Raw genomic sequence first — 20,485 nt, 5'->3', positions numbered from 1 at the left:
TCCAATGAAAATTCTATTTACCAAAATCTTAGACCCCGCATTACTTTCCAGAGAACTGGGACCGGGTATTTCGGCGGAATGTATTGAGGTGATCAGAACGGAGCCTGTAAGAACAGCAGCATTTGATTTAAAAAACTATTCCCTGATCTTTACGAGTGTAAATGGTGTAGATTCATTTTTTAAAAACCAATTTAAACCCAACGAAGATTTTACTGCAAAAAACTACAATAAAATATACTGCGTAGGCGAAAAGACAAAGCGAAGACTGAGAAAATACGGTTTCGGAACGTTCAAAGTGCTGAAAAATGCCGAGACGCTTTCCAGGTTTATCATCGGGAACTGCCAGCACGAACAGTTTCTTCACTTCTGCGGCAATCTGGCTATTGATGTTCTGGACAAAGCTCTGCCTTTACAAAACATCAGTTACAAAAAAATAACGGTGTACAAAACGGAAGAACTCTACCCTTCCGCACCTGAAAAATATCATGCCGCGGTCTTTTTTAGTCCAAGCGGAGTTCGTAGTTTTGCAAAACTCAATTCTTTAGAAGGAATGAAGATTTTTTCCATTGGTGAAACAACCTCTGGCGAACTGAGAAGGCACACGGCAACGGAGATCTTTACATCGGAAGAAAATAATCTGGCTTCTATTTTTGGATTGATTAAAAAGGAACTTTAAGCCGGAATTGTATCCGGCAAGAATAATGACTGCCGGAAACGGCTGTATTAGTAAATAAATTATGATTAAAAACGACTTATATTTAAAAGCACTCCGCGGAGAAACGGTAGAAAGACCGCCGGTATGGATGATGAGACAGGCCGGAAGATATCTGCCGGAATTTATTGCACTTCGCGATAAATACGATTTCTTCACAAGATGCCAGACTCCGGAACTGGCTTCCGAAATTACCGTACAGCCTATCCGTAGATTTCCGTTGGATGCAGCCATCTTATTTTCTGACATTCTGGTAGTTCCCCAGGCCATGGGAATTGATTTCAAAATGAAGGAAAACGTTGGTCCATGGCTGGATAATCCTATCAGAACGATGGAGCAGGTTCAGAATGTTGCCGTTCCTGATGTGGATGATACTTTAGGGTATGTTTTTGATGCTATTGAACTTACATTACTTAAATTAGATAACGAAATTCCGTTGATCGGTTTTGCCGGTTCCCCATGGACGATTCTTTGCTACTGCGTGGAAGGAAAAGGAAGTAAGGCTTTTGATATTGCTAAATCTTTCTGTTTCCAGCAGCCTGAGGCAGCTCATTTACTGCTTCAGAAGATCACGGATACTACCATTGCCTACCTGAAAAGAAAAGTGGAAAAAGGCGTGTCTGCCGTTCAGGTTTTCGATTCCTGGGGAGGAATGCTTTCTCCGACGGACTATCAGGAATTCTCTTGGCAGTATATCAACCAGATCGTTGAAGCATTAAGCCCTCTGACGCACGTTGTGGTATTCGGGAAAGGATGCTGGTTTGCCCTTGAAGATATGACGATGTCCAAAGCTTCTGCCTTAGGTGTTGACTGGACCATTACTCCGGAATTTGCCAGAACATTAACGAACCATACGATGACGCTTCAGGGGAATTTTGACCCTGCAAGGTTGCATTCGAGCCCGGAAACCATTAAAAAGATGGTGACTGAGATGATCAACCGTTTTGGAAAGGACAGATATATCGCTAATCTTGGACACGGAATTCTACCGAATATTCCTGTTGAAAATGCAGAAGCATTTATCAGGGCTGTTGTGGATTGGAAACCGAATAACTAGTTTTTTAACTACAAAAGGAGCAAAAATTTTAACACTTTAGTTATTTGAAGTTTACATACTTTGTGAAGAAGAAGAGCACATAAGTTTTTGAAAATCTAAGATTTTTGTGAAACAAACAGGTATAAATTCAAACCTCTCAGGTCTTTGAAATCTATGAGATTTAGATAGAAATATGATTAAGGATAGTAATCAAAAAACAAAAGCCCTTTCAGACATTTGAAAGGGCTTTTTCTATGAGAAAAAATTAGTAATTAATTAATTTCGGTAATGAAAGATTCTTTCGGTTTTCTCACTTTTGTAAGATTCACCAGCCAGTCATTTGAAGCATCTCTGTACCCGATTGGCAGCAATACAACGCTTTTCAAACCTTTTTCTTTCAGGTTTAAAATTTCATCTACGGCTTCAGGGGTGAAACCTTCCATGGGAGTAGAATCCACGCCTTCAAAAGCTGCCGCAATAATCGCTGCGCTGAAAGAAATATAAGCCTGTTTAGCTGCGTGAATAAAGTTTTCTTCGGCAGATCTTTGCGGATAGGTACTTAGCAGCATCTGTCTGTAGTTTTCCCATCCTTCATTCTCAAAACCTCTGATCTCGTTCGTAAGATCAAACATCTTGTTGATTCTTTCTTCCGTATAATTATCCCAGGCTGCAAATACCAAAAGATGCGAACAATCGGTAATCTGCGGCTGATTCCAGGCATTCGGTCTGATCTGCTCTTTTACTTCCTGATTGGTAACCACGATGATTTCAAAAGGCTGAAGCCCGCTGGAGGTAGGGGCAAGTCTTGCCGCTTCCAATATTTTATCCACTTTTTCCTGTGGTACTTTCTGACCGTTCATTGCCTTGGTTGCAAATCTCCAGTTCAGTTTTTCAATTAATTCCATAAATTTAAATTTAGACTGAACAAAATTACTTCAAGAACACAGACTCCTGATCACGAAAATTGCTATTTCAAAGATTGGCAGAATCTATTATTTATAATCATTTTAAATAATGAGTTTTACATAATAAAAAAGCCTTCGGATTGAAGGCTTTGAGGATTAGTCTTTTATCATTTTTTTACGGATGACTTCCTTTTTGTTGTCTATCAGGATTACATAATTTCCTTTTGGCAAGTCGGAAAGGTCATAACCTTGCTGATGTCCTGTGAAACGCTTAACCTGTCTTCCCGACATATCAAGGACTGTAACACTGGAATCAGTTTTCAGCTGATCTGAATCGATGTACAGATTATCTTTTACAGGATTGGGATAAACCTTCATTCTGTGTGCAGAAGAAACCTCCGCTGTGCCCAGTACCCCTGACGTAATAGAAACATCATCCACTACTACTCCATATGAGTAATCTCCCAAGTCATCATATACAAACCTCAGCTGAAAGTTAGCATTAGCGTAAGGAGCAAGATTAATACTGCTTGCCTGGCTATATCCCGTAACGATATAGGAAAATGTATTGAAATCAAGAGTCCACGTCCCGGACGCTCCCGAAGTACTAAATACCTGTACCCAGGATGTCCCGTTAAAAACCTCCACTTTTAATGTAGAATTAAGATTATCAATCCGATTGGCATATTTAAATGCCAGTCTGGGATTGACAACTCCCGAGAGATTGATAACAGGCGATACGAGTCTCGCATTGGTGTTTATGCCATTCGGGCCTGCGTCGTCGTCATCAAAAAAAGCGGCGCCACTGGGAAAGGAGGCAAAACCATTGCTGGTCCCAACGCCCCAGTTGAATGCAGTATCCGGATTATTGACCGTCCAACCTGCCGGTATACTTCCTCCATTGAAATTCTCGGAAAATATCTGTGCATTATATATTCCACAAGCCAATAATAAGAATAGTAACTGTTTTTTCATGATATATTTTTATTAGTTTTTGCAAAATTAATTATTAATATCCATCAAAAAACACTATTTAACATAATATTTTGTTTGAATCCAAATTCCTGAAATCCATTCTTTCTCAAAATATTTTTCCTCCTGTAAAAAAATATATTTATATTTGATTACCAACACATTAAAACAATCATTATGAAAAAATTAAACAAAGAGAAAATGAAATCCATTCTGGCCGGAGGAGAAATCTGCCTTGAATGTGCCATTGGATATTACCCGGTTATTATCGACGGAAGATGCCATTGTATTCCGTGGGAATAGAGACAAAATAAAACAACAGCTGATTGATTCAGCTGCTGTTTTGTTATCTTTTTATCCAGTCAATATTTCTTCCTTCATTTTATATCGTTTTGAAATTATTAAAAAATCTGTCTCAGTTGTAGGATGGATTTTTTTGTTTTTCGAAAATATTCATGCCTGTAATATTCATGTCATATGCTGCATTTTTGCCAACAGCCCGTGTATGTATAAGTTTGCCCAGAAAGCTTATACAAGATCATATACTATTACATATGTAAGGCTTCAACAATACATTTACAATTCATAATATAAAAATTTCCAGATATGATAGGTTAACATCCCAATATATAATTTTTAACACACAAACATGAAAAAAATCTTTTTATTTACTATCCTGTTTTCAGGTATAGTGCAAAGTCAGATTGGAATCAATACAAAGGATCCTTCTGCCACTCTGGACGTTCAAATCACTCCCAACCGAACTCTAGCAGAAGGAATTATTTCGCCAAAATTATCAGGAGAAGAGCTGAAATTGAAAAATGGCAGCTACGGCAATGATCAAAACGGCGCGATTGTATATGTAACATCCATACCTAATGTTCCGGAAAACAAAACCATCAATGTTACTAAACCAGGCTATTACTATTATGATTCTGTTGTGGAAAAATGGATTTCTATGCAGGGTGTAACAGGAACTACAGCTTACGCTGCTTCTGAATCTGTAAAGCTTAATGGAAGCTCTTTCGAAAGAAGCGAATTAACAGGTGATATCACTGCTATGCAGAACAGTAATATTACTTCTGTAAAAGCTCTGCAAGGCACTGCTGTTTCCGCTAAAAAGCCCGTAAGCGGCCAAAAACTTTCTTACAATCAAGCCTGCTCATGCTGGGAACCTTATACCCCACTTGCACAAGATACTTTTCTGGTGGAAAGAATCCCTATTGTCCCTCCGAATATAGGAGACTTTTCTAATTTTTCCAATTCAACCTACAATACTTATAATACAAGATGGTATTTACAGTCCAAGAAGAACAGAAACTATATTTCAGACAGACAAGCCACTGTAGTAGAGATTGAGTATGAATTTGAGGGGACCATTGCTCAGAGCAGGAATTTATATGATAATTATAAGATAAGTGCTATAACTGTTGAAAAAAATTCGAGTGACAACAGCACGAACACCATTTCAGGAATTACTATGAATTATTACTTAAATCAGTATAATAAGCTCGTTGTAAAATTAAGTTTTACCAAGACCGGCCACAACCATGGAAGTCCTGCTGACTGGACGCATACACATTTCGCAAATATTTTCTTTATAAAAAATTAATCATGAAAGCACTATATATCGCGACATTATTGCTGTTTAATACAGCATACAGCCAATTAGGAATCTACACGGAATCACCAAAAGCGACCCTTGATATCCACCCGCACCCAAATCTTATTATCGCGGAGGGACTTATTGCTCCCAGACTATCAGGAGAAGACTTAAAAGCCAGAGATTTACTTTATAACAGCGCAAAAAACGGGGCTTTTGTATATGTAACTTCAAAACCAAACCTGCCGGAAGGAAAAACTGTAGATATAACCTCTCCGGGATACTACTATTATGATGCAAATGCAGGTAAATGGATTTCTATGAAAGGAGGAACAAGTAACGTCACCTATACTGGCTCCGCTTCTATAGCCCTTACCGGGAATTCTTTTGAAAGAAGTGCTCTTACAGGAGATGCAACAGCGAACCAAAATTCAAATAACCTCCGTGTTACCGCATTACAAGGAACTCCGTTATCCAACACTCCTCCATTATCAGGTCAGATATTGGAATATGACGGAACGCAATGGAAATCGGTTCCCAAACAGCCTGGTGTATTAATGTATGCGACCGTACTAACGCTCCCTCCAAACAGATATGTTAGCAGTACAGAATCGGGAGTTTCGGACTTTACGAATCATCAGGTTGCCACCTATGATTTTGGCGGATGGCAGGTCGTATCCAAGGAATCAATAAATTATAATACAACCAATCTTACTCCTGCACAATTAAAAGTAACGTATGAATATCAGGGGACAGCCTTTAATCTTAACAAAGTTTCAGTGTTTATTACCCCTAGTACTAATAATGTCTCCGCTTGGTCAAACGTTTTCTCAATTGTTTATTACCCTTTATCAAACATCACTGTTGGCGGAAATCTAAAAACAAGATTAACCGTCATCTATTCAAGAATAGACAGCTTCAACACCGGATGGAAAGAACCTATGAAAGCTAATTTATTGATTACAAATTACAACTAAAAAGATGAAATATATATTAACGCTAAGTATCACTTTACTATTAAGTAAAAATGCTTTCTGCCAGTTAGGAATAGGCACGTCAAACCCAGAGGGAACTCTTCATATAGAAAAAAATGTAAATACTGATATACCGGATGGAATTATTGCTCCAAGATTATCAGGGGACGACCTGAAGATAAGAGATTCTAAGTATACCGGCACCCAAAATGCCGCTATTGTTTATGTCACCTCAAAAACAACTATCCCTGAAGCTAAAACCATTGATGTAACCTCTCCGGGATATTATTACTATGATTCAAATTCAGCTAAATGGATTTCCATGAAAGGAGCAACAAATAATGTGGCATATACAGGCTCCTCTTCTGTAATCCTTAACGGAAATTCTTTTGAAAGAAGTGCTCTTACAGGAGATGCAACAACCAGCCAAAACTCTAACAGCACCCGTGTTACCGCATTACAGGGAACTCCGCTATCAAGCACACCTCCGTCATCAGGGCAGATGTTGGAATATGACGGAACCCAATGGAAACCTACAAATAATCCTTATACCAATATTAAAAAACTATACAGAGGACAAATGATTATTCCTCCCCACAGTACTGTTGCCGACTGGACTGGTTTCTCAAACACTAGTGCCGATTTCAGAAGCAACAACTGGTATATTGAAAGTAAAAAAAGCATTGGCTCCACATCAAGTTCACCTGCAAAAATGGAAATTGTTTATGAATATCAGGGTACAGCTTTCAGTCTAGACAATGTAACGGTACAGCTTGTTGCTCAAAATCTTCCGGATGAGCCCTACAATGTCAGCCGCAGCTTTACCCCTATTGATACCTTTAGCGTTACTTTTAATGAAATCTGGACTCATACCAATGGAAAAACCCGCATCAGGGTTATTGTTGCACGGACAGACATGTATCAGATTCCTGTTAACACAGATGGTAGTAATGCCACCGACTGGGCAGGAATATTCAGACTGAATATTTTAGTGATGAACTTTTAAATTAATACTTCAACTATTTTTAATTCCAAAACAATAAGAAAAATATTCCATTTTAGGACATTCTCAAATTATTACAAATTTTATCAAAAAAAGCAGCTGAATAGCTGCTTTTTTATTCAAATAAATGCCATATTTATCAGCTCAACATTCGCTGTGCTTTCTTAACTCCTTCAATCAAAATATCGATTTCCTCAAAAGTATTATACACCGCAAAACTGGCTCTTACCGTTCCGGCTATATTGAAGAAGTCCATGATAGGTTGTGTACAATGGTGCCCCGTTCTTACGGCAATGCCCATTTTATCAAGGATCATCCCTACATCAGATGCAATTCCTATCCCTTCCAGATTAAAGGAAACTACTCCCGTTCTCTTTGCTTTTTCACCATAAATCTTTATACCATCCAGCTCCAGCAGTTTTTTCTGGGCATACTCCAGCAATGCATTTTCATGATTCTGAATGTTTTGCCTTCCCACACTATTCATAAAATCAACGGCAGCACCCAAAGCAATATTTCCTCCCACATTTGGTGTTCCGGCTTCATATTTAAAAGGAAGTCCTGCATAAGTAGTCCCGTCAAAAGAACACGTAGCAATCATTTCCCCGCCTCCGTGGAATGGCGGAAGCTCTTCCAGAATCTCCTGCTTTCCATATAAAATTCCGGTACCCATCGGGGCATACATTTTGTGACCGGAAAACACAAAGAAATCACAATCCATCTTCTGCACATCAATCTCAAAGTGAGGCGCAGACTGAGCTCCATCGATTACGACATAAGCACCTGATTTCTGTCTTGTCTTAGCAATAATCTCATCAATAGGATTGACAATTCCCAACGCATTGGAAACCTGGTTGACAGAAACCACCTTGGTTTTTTCACTTAAAAATTCATCCAGATAATTCAGCTGAAGAATACCATTTTCATCCATCGGGATTACTCTGAGCTTCGCTCCGGTTCTTTCACACAGCAGCTGCCATGGAACAATATTGGAATGATGCTCCAGATAGGAAATGATAATCTCATCGTCCTTTTTAAGCTTCTGCGTTAAAATATAGGAGATGAGGTTCAGGCCTTCTGTAGTTCCTTTGGTAAAAATAACTTCAAAATCATGCCTGGCGTTGATGAATTTCTGGATTTTTCTTCTCGAAAGCTCCATTTCTTCTGTAGCTAGCTGGCTTAATGTATGGATTCCTCTATGAACATTAGCATTAAGCTGGGTGTAATATTCATTCCAGATCTTCAAAACAGAATCCGGTTTCTGGGATGTGGCTGCATTATCTAGGTAAACCAGAGGTTTACCATTCACTTCTCTGTTTAATATCGTAAACTGACTTCTTATTTCCTGAATGTCAAACATTTATTAAAATTTTAAATTAGATGGCTCTTATTTAGAACACTTCAAATTTACGGCTTTTTTCTGAGATAGGGTTTTGAAATGGCGAAAAGGCAAAATCGCGAAAAGGCGAAAAGGCTGAAGGGCTAATAAGCAAATTTGCAATTTTACCTTTTAGTAACAAATAAAAAACCCGCCAATAAATTGACAGGTTTTATATAGATTGTTGAGTAAGCAAATATTATTCTGCTGCTGCCTCTGCTTCAGGAGCTGCTCCTTCTGCTGCAACTTCTTCTTCTTCATCATCTTCAGCTGCTGCTGCACCACCTTTCATTGCATTTCTAGACATCTTAACAGCTACTACCACTGCATTGTCAGGGTGAACGAAAGAATATCCTTCAGTTTTGATGCTTCCTACATAAAGCTTGTTACCGATTCTTAACGGAGTAACGTCAACAACGATCTCATCCGGTAAGTTTGCAGGAATAGCTTTCACTTTTAATTTTCTGAAAGACTGACGTAAAACACCACCAGCCACAACACCTTTGGAACGTCCAGTAATTCTTACAGGAACTTCCATAACTACCGGCTTATCGTCAGATAACTGATAGAAGTCTACGTGTAAAATTTTGTCCGTAATCGGGTGGAACTGAATATCCTGAAGAACAGCAGGAATTGTTTTCCCATCTAGCTCAATAGATACCGTGTGTGCTTCAGGAGTGTATACCAATCCTTTGAAAGCTCTCTCTTCTGCAGAGAAGTTCAAAGGGGCTTCACCTCCATAAACAACACAAGGAACTAATTCAGCATCACGTAAAGCTTTTGTCGACTTTTTGCCCACGCTTTCTCTTTTTGTACCTTGAATTGTAATAGATTTCATTTATAAAAAATTTAAAAAATTGTTCTGTTTTAATTTTGCAATTTGCTAAAAATCAATTAAATAACAAATTTACTGCTAATTGATTGATGTTCATGAACCATCTTCATCACGTCTGCAAATAATGGGGCGCAAGATAGCACTTTTATTTTAGATGACAAATTATTTTTAACAGGAATTGAGTCAGTTACAATAACTTCCAGTAATTTGGAGTTCTCAATATTATCGTAAGCTTTACCTGAAAGCACTCCGTGAGTCGCCATTGCTCTTACGGATTTTGCTCCTTTTTCTATCAGGATTTCTGCAGCTTTGCAAAGAGTACCCGCCGTATCGATCATATCATCGATAAGGATTACATTTTTGCCTACCACATCACCAATAAGGAACATTTCCTCTACTACATTTGCCTTTTTTCTTTCTTTATAGGCGATTACTACTTCAGCACCTAAATGTCCGGCATAGTTTTTCGCTCTTTTTGCACCTCCCATATCCGGGGAAGCAATCGTAAGGTTATCTAAGTTCAGAGATTTGATATGGTCTACGAAAATAGTAGAAGCATACAGATGATCTACAGGAATTTCGAAGAACCCCTGAATCTGGTCAGCGTGAAGATCCATCGTCATTATCCTTGTTGCCCCTGCAGCAGTTAACAGATTAGCAACCAGTTTTGCACCTATCGGAGCTCTCGGTTTGTCTTTTCTATCCTGTCTTGCAAGTCCGAAATAAGGAATTACAACAGTAATGCTTTTTGCGGAAGCTCTTTTCGCTGCATCAATCATCAATAGAAGTTCTAAAAGATTGTCTGCTGGCGGGAAGGTAGATCCAATCAGGAAAACCCTTCCTCCTCTGACGGATTCATCCAGAACAGGCTCAAATTCACCGTCGCTGAACTCCTGAAAGTTGATTTTTCCTAACTCTTTCCCATAATGCTGGGCAATTTTTTCTGCCAGGTCCCTGCTGGTTCTTGTACAGAATAGATAACTTAACTGGTCGGCCATTTTTACTTTTTAAAGATTTTGCAAATTTAAAAAAAAACCACAAGAATTACTCCTGTGGTTTCTAAGTTTTTAATTTCTGTATCATTAAGGGAATTTTATCCCTGAATATTTATTAGGATCTACCTGTGGTAAACTAGACCTGTAGGTGGCATTAATGGATTTTATAAATTCATTGGCAATAACGGCATAGCCTCTTCCTGTAAGGTGAACGCCATCTAAAGAGAAAGCACCTCCTGTTACAAATTTAGCAGTATACCTTACCCCGTCATAGGAAATTCCTGACTGGGCACTCAATTCGGTCATTTTCTTATTGGCATCTACAAAAGCATATCCTTTTGCGGTAGCCGCCGCCTGGATCGTTACGTTATAAGCAGCAATTGCGGTATTGATTTCTGTAACCTCAGTTGCGGTCAATATATATTTATCTGCAAACGGATAAGCAACTCCTCTTGCTCCGAGGGATGCAGGAACTCCAGGAGGAAGGGTTTCCAGTTTCCCGATTTCCGCTTTGGTGGTTAATGGAACAAGATCTCCTGTTTTTGCCTGTCTTGCCTGTCCGTAAGTAGCTCCAAGATAAGCTGCCAAAGCCATAAGCGTAGGATTTCCTGAAGCTGTAGCCGCTGCAGTTATCTGTGCGCTTAATGATGGCAGGTTTTCATCTTTGATCAGGAGAGGATTCGCCTCAGTTTTGGAAAGCGGCTTAATTCTGTCGCCAGCTCCCAATGCGGTCAGTATTTGACTTAACGGCCCATAAAGCTGAGCATTTAATGCATCAATGGTTGCGTTTCCAGCCGTTACATTTCCACTTCCCAATACGGATGCCGTTAAAGGATTAACAGGAATTGTTGTTAAAGCAGGAATTGTTGTCACACTTGGAATATTTGCGATCACACCTTTTGCATTGGTGGTTGCAATTTCATTAATCAGTGCATTATAATACCCGTTAAACTGAGCAGGTGGCGTTAAAGTTTCAGCAGAGCTGTCTGCACCCGCCAGAGCATATAACAGAGCATCATTGTTTCCAATCCATAGGGAGAAGAAAGTAGGATTCTGCTTTTTAAAGTCTTTGATAACAGAGGTAGTTGGTTCTGAAGCAAATCTCACGAAATAAGGGTTAGCTGTTTTTGCAGCAACATTCAGTACGTTTCCGTAACCGTCTGCCAATAAGTGAGCCACTTTTGCCCCCGGAACTCCAAGGTTATTGAAAGGACCTGTTAACACAGTATTGGTTAAAGTGGTCGCAGTATTATTATTGGCATTTTTCAGATCCGGTGCCCCGTCAATAAAACTATTGATATAGAGTTTGGTATTGGCAATCTGAACCGGTCCCACAAGGGTATTCAGGATCAATCCTCCGTTGTTGTCTGCCATCAGTGGCTGTTTGAAGTCTCCCCCACCCACTAATCTCATCTGCTGGGCAATCATGGAAGGATAAGACTCATTCTGTCCGTCAATATAAAGCGCACCGTCTCTGTATCCTGAAGTAAGTGAATTTCCAAGAGAAACATACTTCGTAAAGTCTGCATCTCCTTTGGTCACCTGGATATCTTTTACATCAGTATCGAAATCATTTTCACAACTTGTTGTAAAAAGAAGTGCGGAAACGGCAAGTGTAGATATTATAATTTTTTTCATAGTCTTTCAATTAAAAAGGGTTGTAAGATAAACCTAGACCAAAGTAGAATGCTTTAGCTTTTGCCTGTCCGTTAAATCCAAGAGCTGCATTTTTAACATCTCTGGCCTGAGGCATTGCATATCCTCCTGCGATATCCACTCCAAACTGCTTTAGTTTGAAACCTAAACCTCCGGTAATAACATAGGTATTGAATGAAGGGGTTTCCGGAATAAAGTTTTCATCAGTATAAGGAGATTCATCATAGTAAGCTCCCAGACGTCCAAAGATCATATCTGTGAATGCATATTGGGTACCCAATCTGAATGTTTTGGCATTTCTGAAGTTTTTAGGAGCCACCAGCACGGTAGGATCTGCCTGATTCCCAACCGGGGCGTTAGCAAAATCAAGAGTCAGCTTGCTGTATCTTTCCCATCCGTGATAGTTGAAGTCAGCTGAAATTAACCATTTCGGGGTTACTTTATAGGTTAAACCGATGGTGTACTCCTCCACCAAAGGAAGCGTTGCTGTAAATTTGTCCTGTCCTGTACTTGGGTCAAGTCCTAACAGAGGATAGATAGAAGCCGAAGGGAACTTGAATGTAGCGGTTCCTTTTTTAGCCTTCATATCAATAGGGGAACGGTATGCTATACTCACGTCTACTTTTGGATCCGGTCTGAAATAGAACCCGAATCCATATCCGCTTCCGCTTGCTTTTTCGTCATTGATATTTAATTCTCCGCCGAACTGCGTTACAGCTTTATCCCAGTCTACTTTCCCTTTTGCGTAAATGTAGCTTGCTCCAAATGATACCCAGGGAGCCAGTTTTACAGAAACCATCGGCTGAAAATAAAAGCTCTTAAGCTCCAGCTTCTGCACCATTTCTTTCCCCTCCCAGTCATTTGGCCATTGGATTGTACTTCCGAAAGGCGTAGTAAAACTGAAACCAACGGATAAATTTTCTATCGGTTTATAGGCAACTGCAGCATACAGCGGAGTACCAATAGGATTATCTGTTTCCGTACTCTGCAGCGTATTCAGGTTTTGAAAAGTAACTTTATTACTTGCCCCGAATCCTCCTGCCACTATACTCAGTTTTGAAGGAATGAATGACATACCCGCCGGGTTAAAGAATGCCACACTCGCATCTTCGGCATGAGCACTAGTATGTGCCATGGCCAATTGTTTCACTCCCTGCAGAGATACCCTGAAGCCTCCTGCGTAAGATAAAACACCCGCCAATAAAGCAGTTGATACTAATATTTTTTTCATAGACTGTTTATTATATAACCCAAATATAAAATTATTTTGAATACATCTGTTAATCTTTCTTAATATTTTAAACAATATCATAAAAGAAAATTATGTTTAAAATAACAGTTTAGCCATCCTTTTTGCTAAACATATCTGAGATAGTAACTTAAGAACTTTTATGATATCTCGCATAATTCACGTTTAATGTTAAACAACAGCGATATTGAATATTTAGGTATTTTAGAATTGCATAAAGATAAATTTACATAAATTTGCAAGATTATAAAAAATAGTTATATGAGTTGTGGATGCAAAACATCCGGCGATTCTGCACATTCCTGCGGACCTAAAAAAACCGCGAATGGCTGTGAAAATGTAAATACCTGCGGTAATAGTTATAAATTAAGTGTTTTCGACTGGCTTTCCAACATCAACAATCCATCTTCAAACAGGTGTGATTTTGTGGAAGTTAGATTTAAAAATGACAGAAAATCGTTTTATAAAAATGTAAACAATATTCCTTTACATATAGGTAGCGTAGTAACAGTAGAATCAAGCCCGGGGCACGATGTAGGCGTAGTAAGCCTCACCGGAGAATTAGTAAAGATTCAGATGAAAAAGAAAAAAGCTTCTGAAGAATCGGTACTCAAAATATACAGGCAGGCGAACCAGAAAGACCTTGAAGTCTGGCAGGAAGCCCGGAAAAAGGAAGACGGCGTAAAGCTGGAAGCAAGAAAAATTGCCCATAGAATAGGTCTTGAAATGAAGGTCACTGATGTAGAATATCAGGGAGATTCTTCAAAGATCACTTTTTATTATACCGCTGATAACCGCGTAGATTTCAGACAGCTGATTAAAGAATACGCCGGTGCTTTCAGAACCAAAATAGACATGAAGCAGATTGGTTTCAGACAGGAAGCAGCCAAAGTAGGCGGTATAGGATCATGCGGAAGAGAGCTCTGCTGTTCCACATGGCTTACGGATTTCAGATCTGTAAATACCAATGTGGCCAGATACCAGCAGCTTAGTATCAACCCGCAAAAGCTTGCCGGACAATGCGGTAAGCTGAAATGCTGTCTTAATTACGAATTAGACAGCTATCTTGATGCACTGAGCAACTTCCCTTCCTCATCTACCACCCTTGATACCGAAAAAGGAAGAGCATTCTGTATTAAAATAGACGTTTTCAAAAAGAAAATGTGGTTTGCGTATGTAGACAGTTCTATGGCATGGTATGATTTTGATATTGAGCTTGTTAAAAAATTAATCTCAAAAAACAAAAGAGGTGAAAAAATTCTTCCTTTGGAGGAACTCAAGCAGCCTGAATCCTCACTTCAGACCATAGACCTGATCCAGGAAAACAACGTGGACCGATTCGAAAAGAAGAACAGGGGCAATAACAGGAACAGAAATCAGAATCAAAACAGATCCAACAACGGGCAGGGACAACAGGGGCAAGGGCCAAAGAAAAACAGACCCGAAAGATCTGAGCGTCCGGAAAGACAGGACAGACAGGAAAACCCTAATGCCAACTCCGGGAACCAGCAGAGACCGCAACAAAAACAACAGCCTAAGCCGCAGCCAAAAGCACAAACGGAAAAAGCTGATGCGTCTTCAGATCCTGAGAAAAAACAGCACAATCCGAACAAGAAAAATTTTAAAAAGAAATACCCTCCAAAAAAAGATAAAAATGCGTAAAATTTTAGGATTATTATCTCTTATCCTTTTCTTCAGCTGCCAGTCTTCTTCGGAAGAACATGTCATTATGAATTCCGTTAATAATAAATGGAATAAGAAAAGTGAGCAAAAATTTAATCTTGAAGTTTCAGATCCGCAGAATCCTAAAAATATTATATTTGTTGTAAGAAATAACAACTCTTATCCTTACAGCAATATAAGGTTTATTGTAAATTTCACCAATCTCCAGAACAAAAAGAAGGAAACAGATACCCTGAATTATGTACTGGCAAAACCAAACGGCGAATGGCTTGGTACAGGTTTTGGTGAAACGAAGGAAGCATTATTTCAGTATAAAATGAACTATAAATTTCCGGCTAAGGGAAAGTATGAAATCGGCCTTATCCAGGCTATGAGAAATGACAACCTTCCGGGAATTGAAGACGTTGGAGTAAAACTAGAAACGGCTAAACCGTAACCATCAATGGAAGACAACAGACAAAACGCAGGAAACAAGGGAAAAACCTTCCCTCTTCCGCCCAAAAAAAAGAATACCTCCTGGAAAAAATGGGTTAGATTTATTTGGATCGGGCTCATTGCAGTCGTTTTAGGTATTTCAGGACTTTTCTTTGCCGTTTCCCAGGGCTTTCTTGGAGAAATGCCTGATGTAAAGGAACTGGAAAACCCTGATATCTATGTGGCTTCTGAAATCATTTCATCGGACGGTGTTTTGCTTGGAAAGTTTGAAAAAGAAAAGACCCAGCCTATTACGTACAAACAGCTGCCACCTTATCTTATCTATGCTTTACAGGCCAAAGAAGATGAGCGTTTTAAAGAACATTCCGGGATTGATTTAAAATCTATCCTGAGAGCCGTACGTTATGGTGGAGACCGTGGCGGGGGTTCTACAATCACTCAGCAGCTGGCGAAGTTATTGTTCACCAAAGAGCCTTCTAAAAATCCTATCAAAAGGGTCATCCAGAAGTTAAAAGAATGGTCCGTTGCCGTAAGCCTTGAAAAAAGATATACGAAAGAGGAAATCATTACCTTATATTTCAATAAGTTTGACTTTACCTATAACGCGAATGGTATTGAAATGGCTTCCAAGATCTATTTCAATAAAACAACGTCCGAACTTACCCTTCCAGAAGCTGCAGTTTTTGTAGCGATGCTGGAAGCTCCGATTGCGAACAACCCAATGAGAAATCCGGAACGTTCCAAGAGAAGAAGAGATGTGGTTCTGCAGCAGATGTTTGAAACCGGATATATAGACCAGGCAACATATGATAAAGCAATCGCTACCGCCGTTGAGGTAGATTATCATCCTATCAAAAATATCAATGACGACTACTCTGCCTATTATAAATTCTATCTAAGAAAGGAAATCGACAAGTATCTTGAAGGCTACGAAAAAGAAACCGGCAAGAAGCTTAATTTATACAAAGACGGTTTAAAAATATATGTAACCCTTGATTCCAAAATGCAGAAATATGCCGAGCAGTCTATCAAGGAACATTTAACTGATCTTCAGAAAAGATTCGATGCTGAGCAGAGAGGCAGAAAAAACAGACCTTTTTACTACCTGACAGATAAGCAGGTGACGAGTGTAATGACCCAGGCCATGAAGAGAACCGGCCGTTACAAACAACTGAAAGCTGCCGGAGTTTCCGAAGATTCTATTTTACTGGAATTCCACAAACCTATCAAAACTTCACGTTTCACATGGGCTGGAGAAGAAGAGGTTGAAATGTCTCCCTGGGACTCCATCAGATATCACAAACAGATTGCCCAGGCAGGTTTGATGTCTATGGTTCCCGGAAGCGGCGAGATCAAGGCATGGGTAGGTGGTATAGACTGGCAGCATTTCCAGTATGACCACATCAAGCAAGGAAAAAGACAGGTAGGATCTACCTTTAAGCCTTTCGTATATGCTACAGCTATTATGAAACTGGGGATGACACCATGTTCAACGGTTTCCAACGGAACTTATGACCACAAAGGATGGCATGTTCCCGGAAGAGGGGGAATGCTTACGTTAAAAGATGCATTGGCCCACTCTCAAAACCCGGTGGCGGCACGTCTTATTGAAATGACGGGTGTAGATGCCGTTATCCAGACCGCAAGAGACTTAGGGGTGACGGAAGATATCCCAAGAAACAATACCATTGCCTTAGGTTCATCAGATATTACCATTTATGAAATGCTTGGGGCCTACAGTACTTTCGCCAATTACGGAAACTACAACAAACCGGAAATGATCTGGAGGATTGAAGATGCCAACGGAAGGGTGATCAAGGAAGTGAATGTAGAACCTAAAGAAGTGATGAACCCAATGTATGCCTACACCATGATTGAGCTGATGAAAGGAGTAACCCAATATGGTACTGCTTCCGGTGAATTGGGAAGAAGAGGCATCTCAAAAGGTGTGGAAATTGCTGCTAAAACAGGTACTACACAGAACAACTCCGATGGTTGGTTTATGGGAATCACTCCAAAACTGGCAACAGGAGCCTGGGTAGGCTGGGAAGACAGAGCTACTCACTTCTTCGGAACCGGTGAAGGTCAGGGGGCGAAAATGGCACTTCCAATCTGGGCCATCTTCATGAAAAAAGTCTGGGCAGATAAATCTCTGGGAATTACGCCTGATGATAAATTCACAAGACCATCTGACTGGAAAGACGGATGTTCCAATCTTAAAGGTTTAGGTGAAGGCTATGGAGATGACGGAGGACTTCAGACCATTGACGAGATCAAAAACCCAAGACCAGTAGATCCTACACCTAAAAATAATACAGACAAAAAAGAGGAAAATATCAATGACAATCTCCACTCTACGGATGAGGTAGATTTCAATAAATAAATTCTCTTTTAGCAATACATAAGACCTTTCATGAATTTGAAGGGTCTTTTCTTTTATAATGAGTACCTTTGAAGTATGAATATTGAACAGATCAGACAGCCTTTTACCGATATATTTCCGGGCGACCTTTCAAACAACCCGATGCAGCGAAATACCCCGAAAGTTTTGTTTTCCACAACAAAGCCTGCAGGTTTTGATGCTCCGCAGCTGATTGCTTTTAACGAAACTTTATCTGAAGAAATCGGTCTGGGACAATATGAAGAACAGGACCTTGATTTTCTCGTTGGAAACCATCTTCCGGAAAATGTAAAAACCTATGCCACCGCGTATGCAGGGCATCAGTTTGGAAACTGGGCAGGACAGCTTGGAGACGGAAGGGCCATACTGGCGGGAGAAATCATTAATAAGGAAGGAAGAAAAACAGAAATCCAGTGGAAAGGAGCCGGCGCAACGCCTTATTCCAGACATGCAGACGGGAGAGCTGTGCTGAGGTCTTCGGTCCGTGAATATCTTATGAGTGAAGCTATGTACCACCTTGGCGTTCCTACGACAAGAGCTTTAAGTCTGGCTTTTACAGGAGAGGATGTGGTGAGAGATATGATGTATAACGGAAATCCTCAGTTGGAAAAAGGAGCTGTGGTCATCAGAACCGCTGAAAGTTTTCTGCGTTTCGGACATTTTGAACTGCTTTCTGCCCAGCGGGAATACAATACCCTGGAGGATCTTGCAGATTTCACCATTGAAAACTATTATCCCGAAATTACTACAGACGGAATTCAGAAATATAAAGACTTTTTTGAAAAAGTATGTACCAGAACAGCAGATCTCATGGTTGAATGGTTCAGGGTAGGATTTGTTCACGGAGTAATGAATACGGATAATATGTCTGTTTTGGGATTAACGATAGACTATGGACCTTATTCCATGATGGACGAATATGATCTTAATTTCACCCCAAACACCACAGATCTTCCGGGAAGAAGATATGCTTTCGGAAAACAGGGACAGATCTCACAATGGAATTTATGGCAGCTGGCAAATGCACTTCATCCCTTAATCAAAGATGAAAAATTCTTGGAAGACACCTTAAACCATTATGGAACTTACTTCTGGGAAGCCCATGATCAGATGCTTTGCCGCAAATTTGGTTTTGATGAACTTCTGGAAAGTGATGAGGAATTCTTCACCAACTGGCAGGGACTGATGCAGGAGCTACAGCTGGATTACACTTTGTTTTTTAACCAACTGGAAAAACTAAACACTGAAAGTGATTTTCAATCTCTTTTTGCTGATACAGTATACATTCCTTTAGATCATGAAAAATTGAAAAAACTGGAAGACTTTGCAGGAAAATACGAAGCAAGGCTCACCGCCAATACGATCCCAAGAGAAGAATCATTAGCATTAATGAAGCGTTCCAATCCTAAGTTTACCCTAAGAAATTATCTTCTTTATGAATGCATTGAAGAGATCAGTACCGGAAAAACAGAAATGCTTGAAAAACTGACCCTTGCCCTTGAAAATCCATATGAAGAATTATATCCTGAGTTTTCTGTGAAAAGGCCTTCTACTTATAATGACACAACGGGATGTTCTACACTATCCTGCAGCTCCTGATAAATAAAACACACATTTTAAACAATTTAACTGAATTTTTGTATCATAATAACATTTTTTCACTATTTTTAGAAAAAATATTATTATGAAAAAAACTCTCCTTTCTTTAAGCTTATTGCTTGGAATTACAGCAGCAAATGCACAGACTGTACTTCTTGATGAAAATTTTGACTCTTACAATAACTTTATCATTACAGGTATTGGAAGCTGGCTTACCCTGGACCTTGACTTAAGACCTACCTACACAGGAGGAGGCCCTACAGAAAGCACCACATGGACAGCGAACTGGGCAAACGCAGGATCGCCGATGGCCTTTCAGATTTTTAATCCTTCCGCAGCCAATGTAACAAATATTGCAGCACCTATCACGGGTGTAGATGAGGAAGTAAGGGATTTCACTCCGCACAGCGGAAACAAATATGCAGCTTGTTGGAATGCCACTCCACCTACAGGAGGCACGGTTGCCAATAATGACTGGCTGATCTCACCTCCCATAACTTTAGGTGCAGCAGCAAATACGTTAACCTTATGGACAAAATCATTATCCAATTCCTACGGGCTTGAAAAATACAGAATCGGAGTATACGTAGGATCCGGAACTCCTACAGCCGCTGCTAACTTTACCATTATTGCAGGAGCAGGAGCGCAACCGCTGCTGGCAACTTACCCTAACTGGACGCAAGGTTCTCATAGTCTGGATGCCTATGCAGGCCAAACCATAAGAATTGGTATTCAATGTGTATCCAATGATATTTATATGTTCATGGTAGATGATGTAAAAGTTACAACCGGCACTCTTGCCACCCAAGAAATATCCTCAAAAGCCAAAGAAACAGCAGATATTTTCCCGAATCCTACCAAAGGAGAAATCAATATCAAAACGGATAAAAAGATAAAATCTACCACCGTATTTGACATGGCCGGAAAATCCCTGCTTCAGAACGAATCCGGAAATACAGATATTTCTTCATTCCCGAAAGGAACTTATATGATAAAAATTGATTTTGCTGACGGAAGCACTTCTACAAGAAAAGTGATCAAGCAATAAA

General features: G+C 39.7%; 18 protein-coding genes. 11 read left to right on the top strand and 7 right to left on the bottom strand.

The window, feature by feature from the left end:
- Window positions 1-4: 4 nt before the first annotated feature.
- Both B7E04_RS04400 and hemE read left to right on the top strand, forming a co-directional pair.
- Complete coding sequence (locus B7E04_RS04400; RefSeq protein WP_080777546.1) at window positions 5-676, top strand: uroporphyrinogen-III synthase; 672 nt, start codon at window positions 5-7, stop codon at window positions 674-676.
- A 61-nt stretch (window positions 677-737) separates the two neighbouring features.
- Window positions 738-1,769, top strand: coding sequence for a uroporphyrinogen decarboxylase (hemE, locus tag B7E04_RS04395; protein ID WP_080777545.1), 1,032 nt, complete (start codon window positions 738-740; stop codon window positions 1,767-1,769).
- Window positions 1,770-2,020: 251 nt separating this feature from the next.
- Here hemE and B7E04_RS04390 read toward each other — a convergent pair whose 3' ends face one another.
- Together B7E04_RS04390 and B7E04_RS04385 are read right to left on the bottom strand one after the other, a co-directional pair.
- On the bottom strand, window positions 2,021-2,653 hold the full coding sequence (locus B7E04_RS04390) for a nitroreductase family protein (protein WP_080777544.1): 633 nt from the start codon (window positions 2,651-2,653) through the stop codon (window positions 2,021-2,023).
- Between the two features lie 156 nt (window positions 2,654-2,809).
- Window positions 2,810-3,628 carry a T9SS-dependent choice-of-anchor J family protein gene (locus tag B7E04_RS04385; protein ID WP_080777543.1) on the bottom strand — a complete coding sequence of 273 codons (819 nt, stop codon included), beginning with the start codon at window positions 3,626-3,628 and terminating at the stop codon, window positions 2,810-2,812.
- Window positions 3,629-3,802: 174 nt separating this feature from the next.
- Here B7E04_RS04385 and B7E04_RS04380 point away from each other — a divergent pair, with 174 nt between their 5' ends.
- The 4 genes from B7E04_RS04380 to B7E04_RS04365 all read left to right on the top strand — a co-directional run bounded on the left by B7E04_RS04380 (window position 3,803) and on the right by B7E04_RS04365 (window position 7,208).
- A complete protein-coding gene (locus tag B7E04_RS04380) occupies window positions 3,803-3,928 on the top strand; it encodes a GNAT family acetyltransferase (RefSeq protein ID WP_080777542.1) in 126 nt (41 codons plus the stop codon).
- Between the two features lie 346 nt (window positions 3,929-4,274).
- Window positions 4,275-5,237, top strand: coding sequence for a hypothetical protein (locus B7E04_RS04375; protein WP_080777541.1), 963 nt, complete (start codon window positions 4,275-4,277; stop codon window positions 5,235-5,237).
- Window positions 5,238-5,239: 2 nt separating this feature from the next.
- Entirely contained in the window at window positions 5,240-6,205 is a 966-nt protein-coding gene (locus tag B7E04_RS04370) for a hypothetical protein (protein WP_080777540.1), read from the top strand.
- A 4-nt stretch (window positions 6,206-6,209) separates the two neighbouring features.
- Window positions 6,210-7,208, top strand: a complete 999-nt coding sequence (locus B7E04_RS04365) for a hypothetical protein (RefSeq protein ID WP_080777539.1) — start codon at window positions 6,210-6,212, stop codon at window positions 7,206-7,208.
- Between the two features lie 136 nt (window positions 7,209-7,344).
- Here B7E04_RS04365 and B7E04_RS04360 read toward each other — a convergent pair whose 3' ends face one another.
- From B7E04_RS04360 to B7E04_RS04340, 5 genes are all read right to left on the bottom strand, one after another.
- Window positions 7,345-8,565 (bottom strand): cysteine desulfurase, encoded by a 1,221-nt coding sequence (locus tag B7E04_RS04360; RefSeq protein WP_080777538.1) that lies wholly within the window; start codon window positions 8,563-8,565, stop codon window positions 7,345-7,347.
- Between the two features lie 217 nt (window positions 8,566-8,782).
- On the bottom strand, window positions 8,783-9,421 hold the full coding sequence (locus B7E04_RS04355) for a 50S ribosomal protein L25/general stress protein Ctc (RefSeq protein WP_080777537.1): 639 nt from the start codon (window positions 9,419-9,421) through the stop codon (window positions 8,783-8,785).
- Window positions 9,422-9,477: 56 nt separating this feature from the next.
- Window positions 9,478-10,416, bottom strand: coding sequence for a ribose-phosphate pyrophosphokinase (locus B7E04_RS04350; RefSeq protein ID WP_080777536.1), 939 nt, complete (start codon window positions 10,414-10,416; stop codon window positions 9,478-9,480).
- A gap of 84 nt (window positions 10,417-10,500) precedes the next feature.
- Complete coding sequence (locus B7E04_RS04345; protein WP_080777535.1) at window positions 10,501-12,051, bottom strand: SGNH/GDSL hydrolase family protein; 1,551 nt, start codon at window positions 12,049-12,051, stop codon at window positions 10,501-10,503.
- A gap of 10 nt (window positions 12,052-12,061) precedes the next feature.
- Entirely contained in the window at window positions 12,062-13,300 is a 1,239-nt protein-coding gene (locus B7E04_RS04340) for an OmpP1/FadL family transporter (protein WP_080777534.1), read from the bottom strand.
- 279 nt (window positions 13,301-13,579) lie between these two features.
- Here B7E04_RS04340 and B7E04_RS04335 point away from each other — a divergent pair, with 279 nt between their 5' ends.
- From B7E04_RS04335 to B7E04_RS04315, 5 genes are all read left to right on the top strand, one after another.
- The gene (locus B7E04_RS04335; protein ID WP_080777533.1) at window positions 13,580-14,980 is read left to right on the top strand and encodes a PSP1 domain-containing protein; all 1,401 of its coding nucleotides are present in this window, start codon (window positions 13,580-13,582) and stop codon (window positions 14,978-14,980) included.
- On the top strand, window positions 14,973-15,437 hold the full coding sequence (locus B7E04_RS04330) for a gliding motility lipoprotein GldH (protein ID WP_062651503.1): 465 nt from the start codon (window positions 14,973-14,975) through the stop codon (window positions 15,435-15,437). The genes B7E04_RS04335 and B7E04_RS04330 overlap by 8 nt, the downstream gene beginning before the upstream one ends.
- A 6-nt stretch (window positions 15,438-15,443) precedes the next feature.
- The gene (locus tag B7E04_RS04325; protein ID WP_080777532.1) at window positions 15,444-17,819 is read left to right on the top strand and encodes a penicillin-binding protein 1A; all 2,376 of its coding nucleotides are present in this window, start codon (window positions 15,444-15,446) and stop codon (window positions 17,817-17,819) included.
- Between the two features lie 75 nt (window positions 17,820-17,894).
- Window positions 17,895-19,436: a protein adenylyltransferase SelO gene (locus B7E04_RS04320; RefSeq protein ID WP_080777531.1), complete on the top strand. Its 1,542-nt coding sequence runs from the start codon at window positions 17,895-17,897 to the stop codon at window positions 19,434-19,436.
- Between the two features lie 85 nt (window positions 19,437-19,521).
- Window positions 19,522-20,484, top strand: a complete 963-nt coding sequence (locus tag B7E04_RS04315; RefSeq protein WP_080777530.1) for a T9SS-dependent choice-of-anchor J family protein — start codon at window positions 19,522-19,524, stop codon at window positions 20,482-20,484.
- Window position 20,485 lies beyond the last annotated feature (1 nt).

It is taken from the genome of Chryseobacterium phocaeense (assembly GCF_900169075.1).
Lineage (GTDB): Bacteria > Bacteroidota > Bacteroidia > Flavobacteriales > Weeksellaceae > Chryseobacterium > Chryseobacterium phocaeense.
The sequence above is the reverse complement of the archived record's forward strand: the minus strand, read 5'-3'. Positions and strand labels throughout refer to the sequence as shown.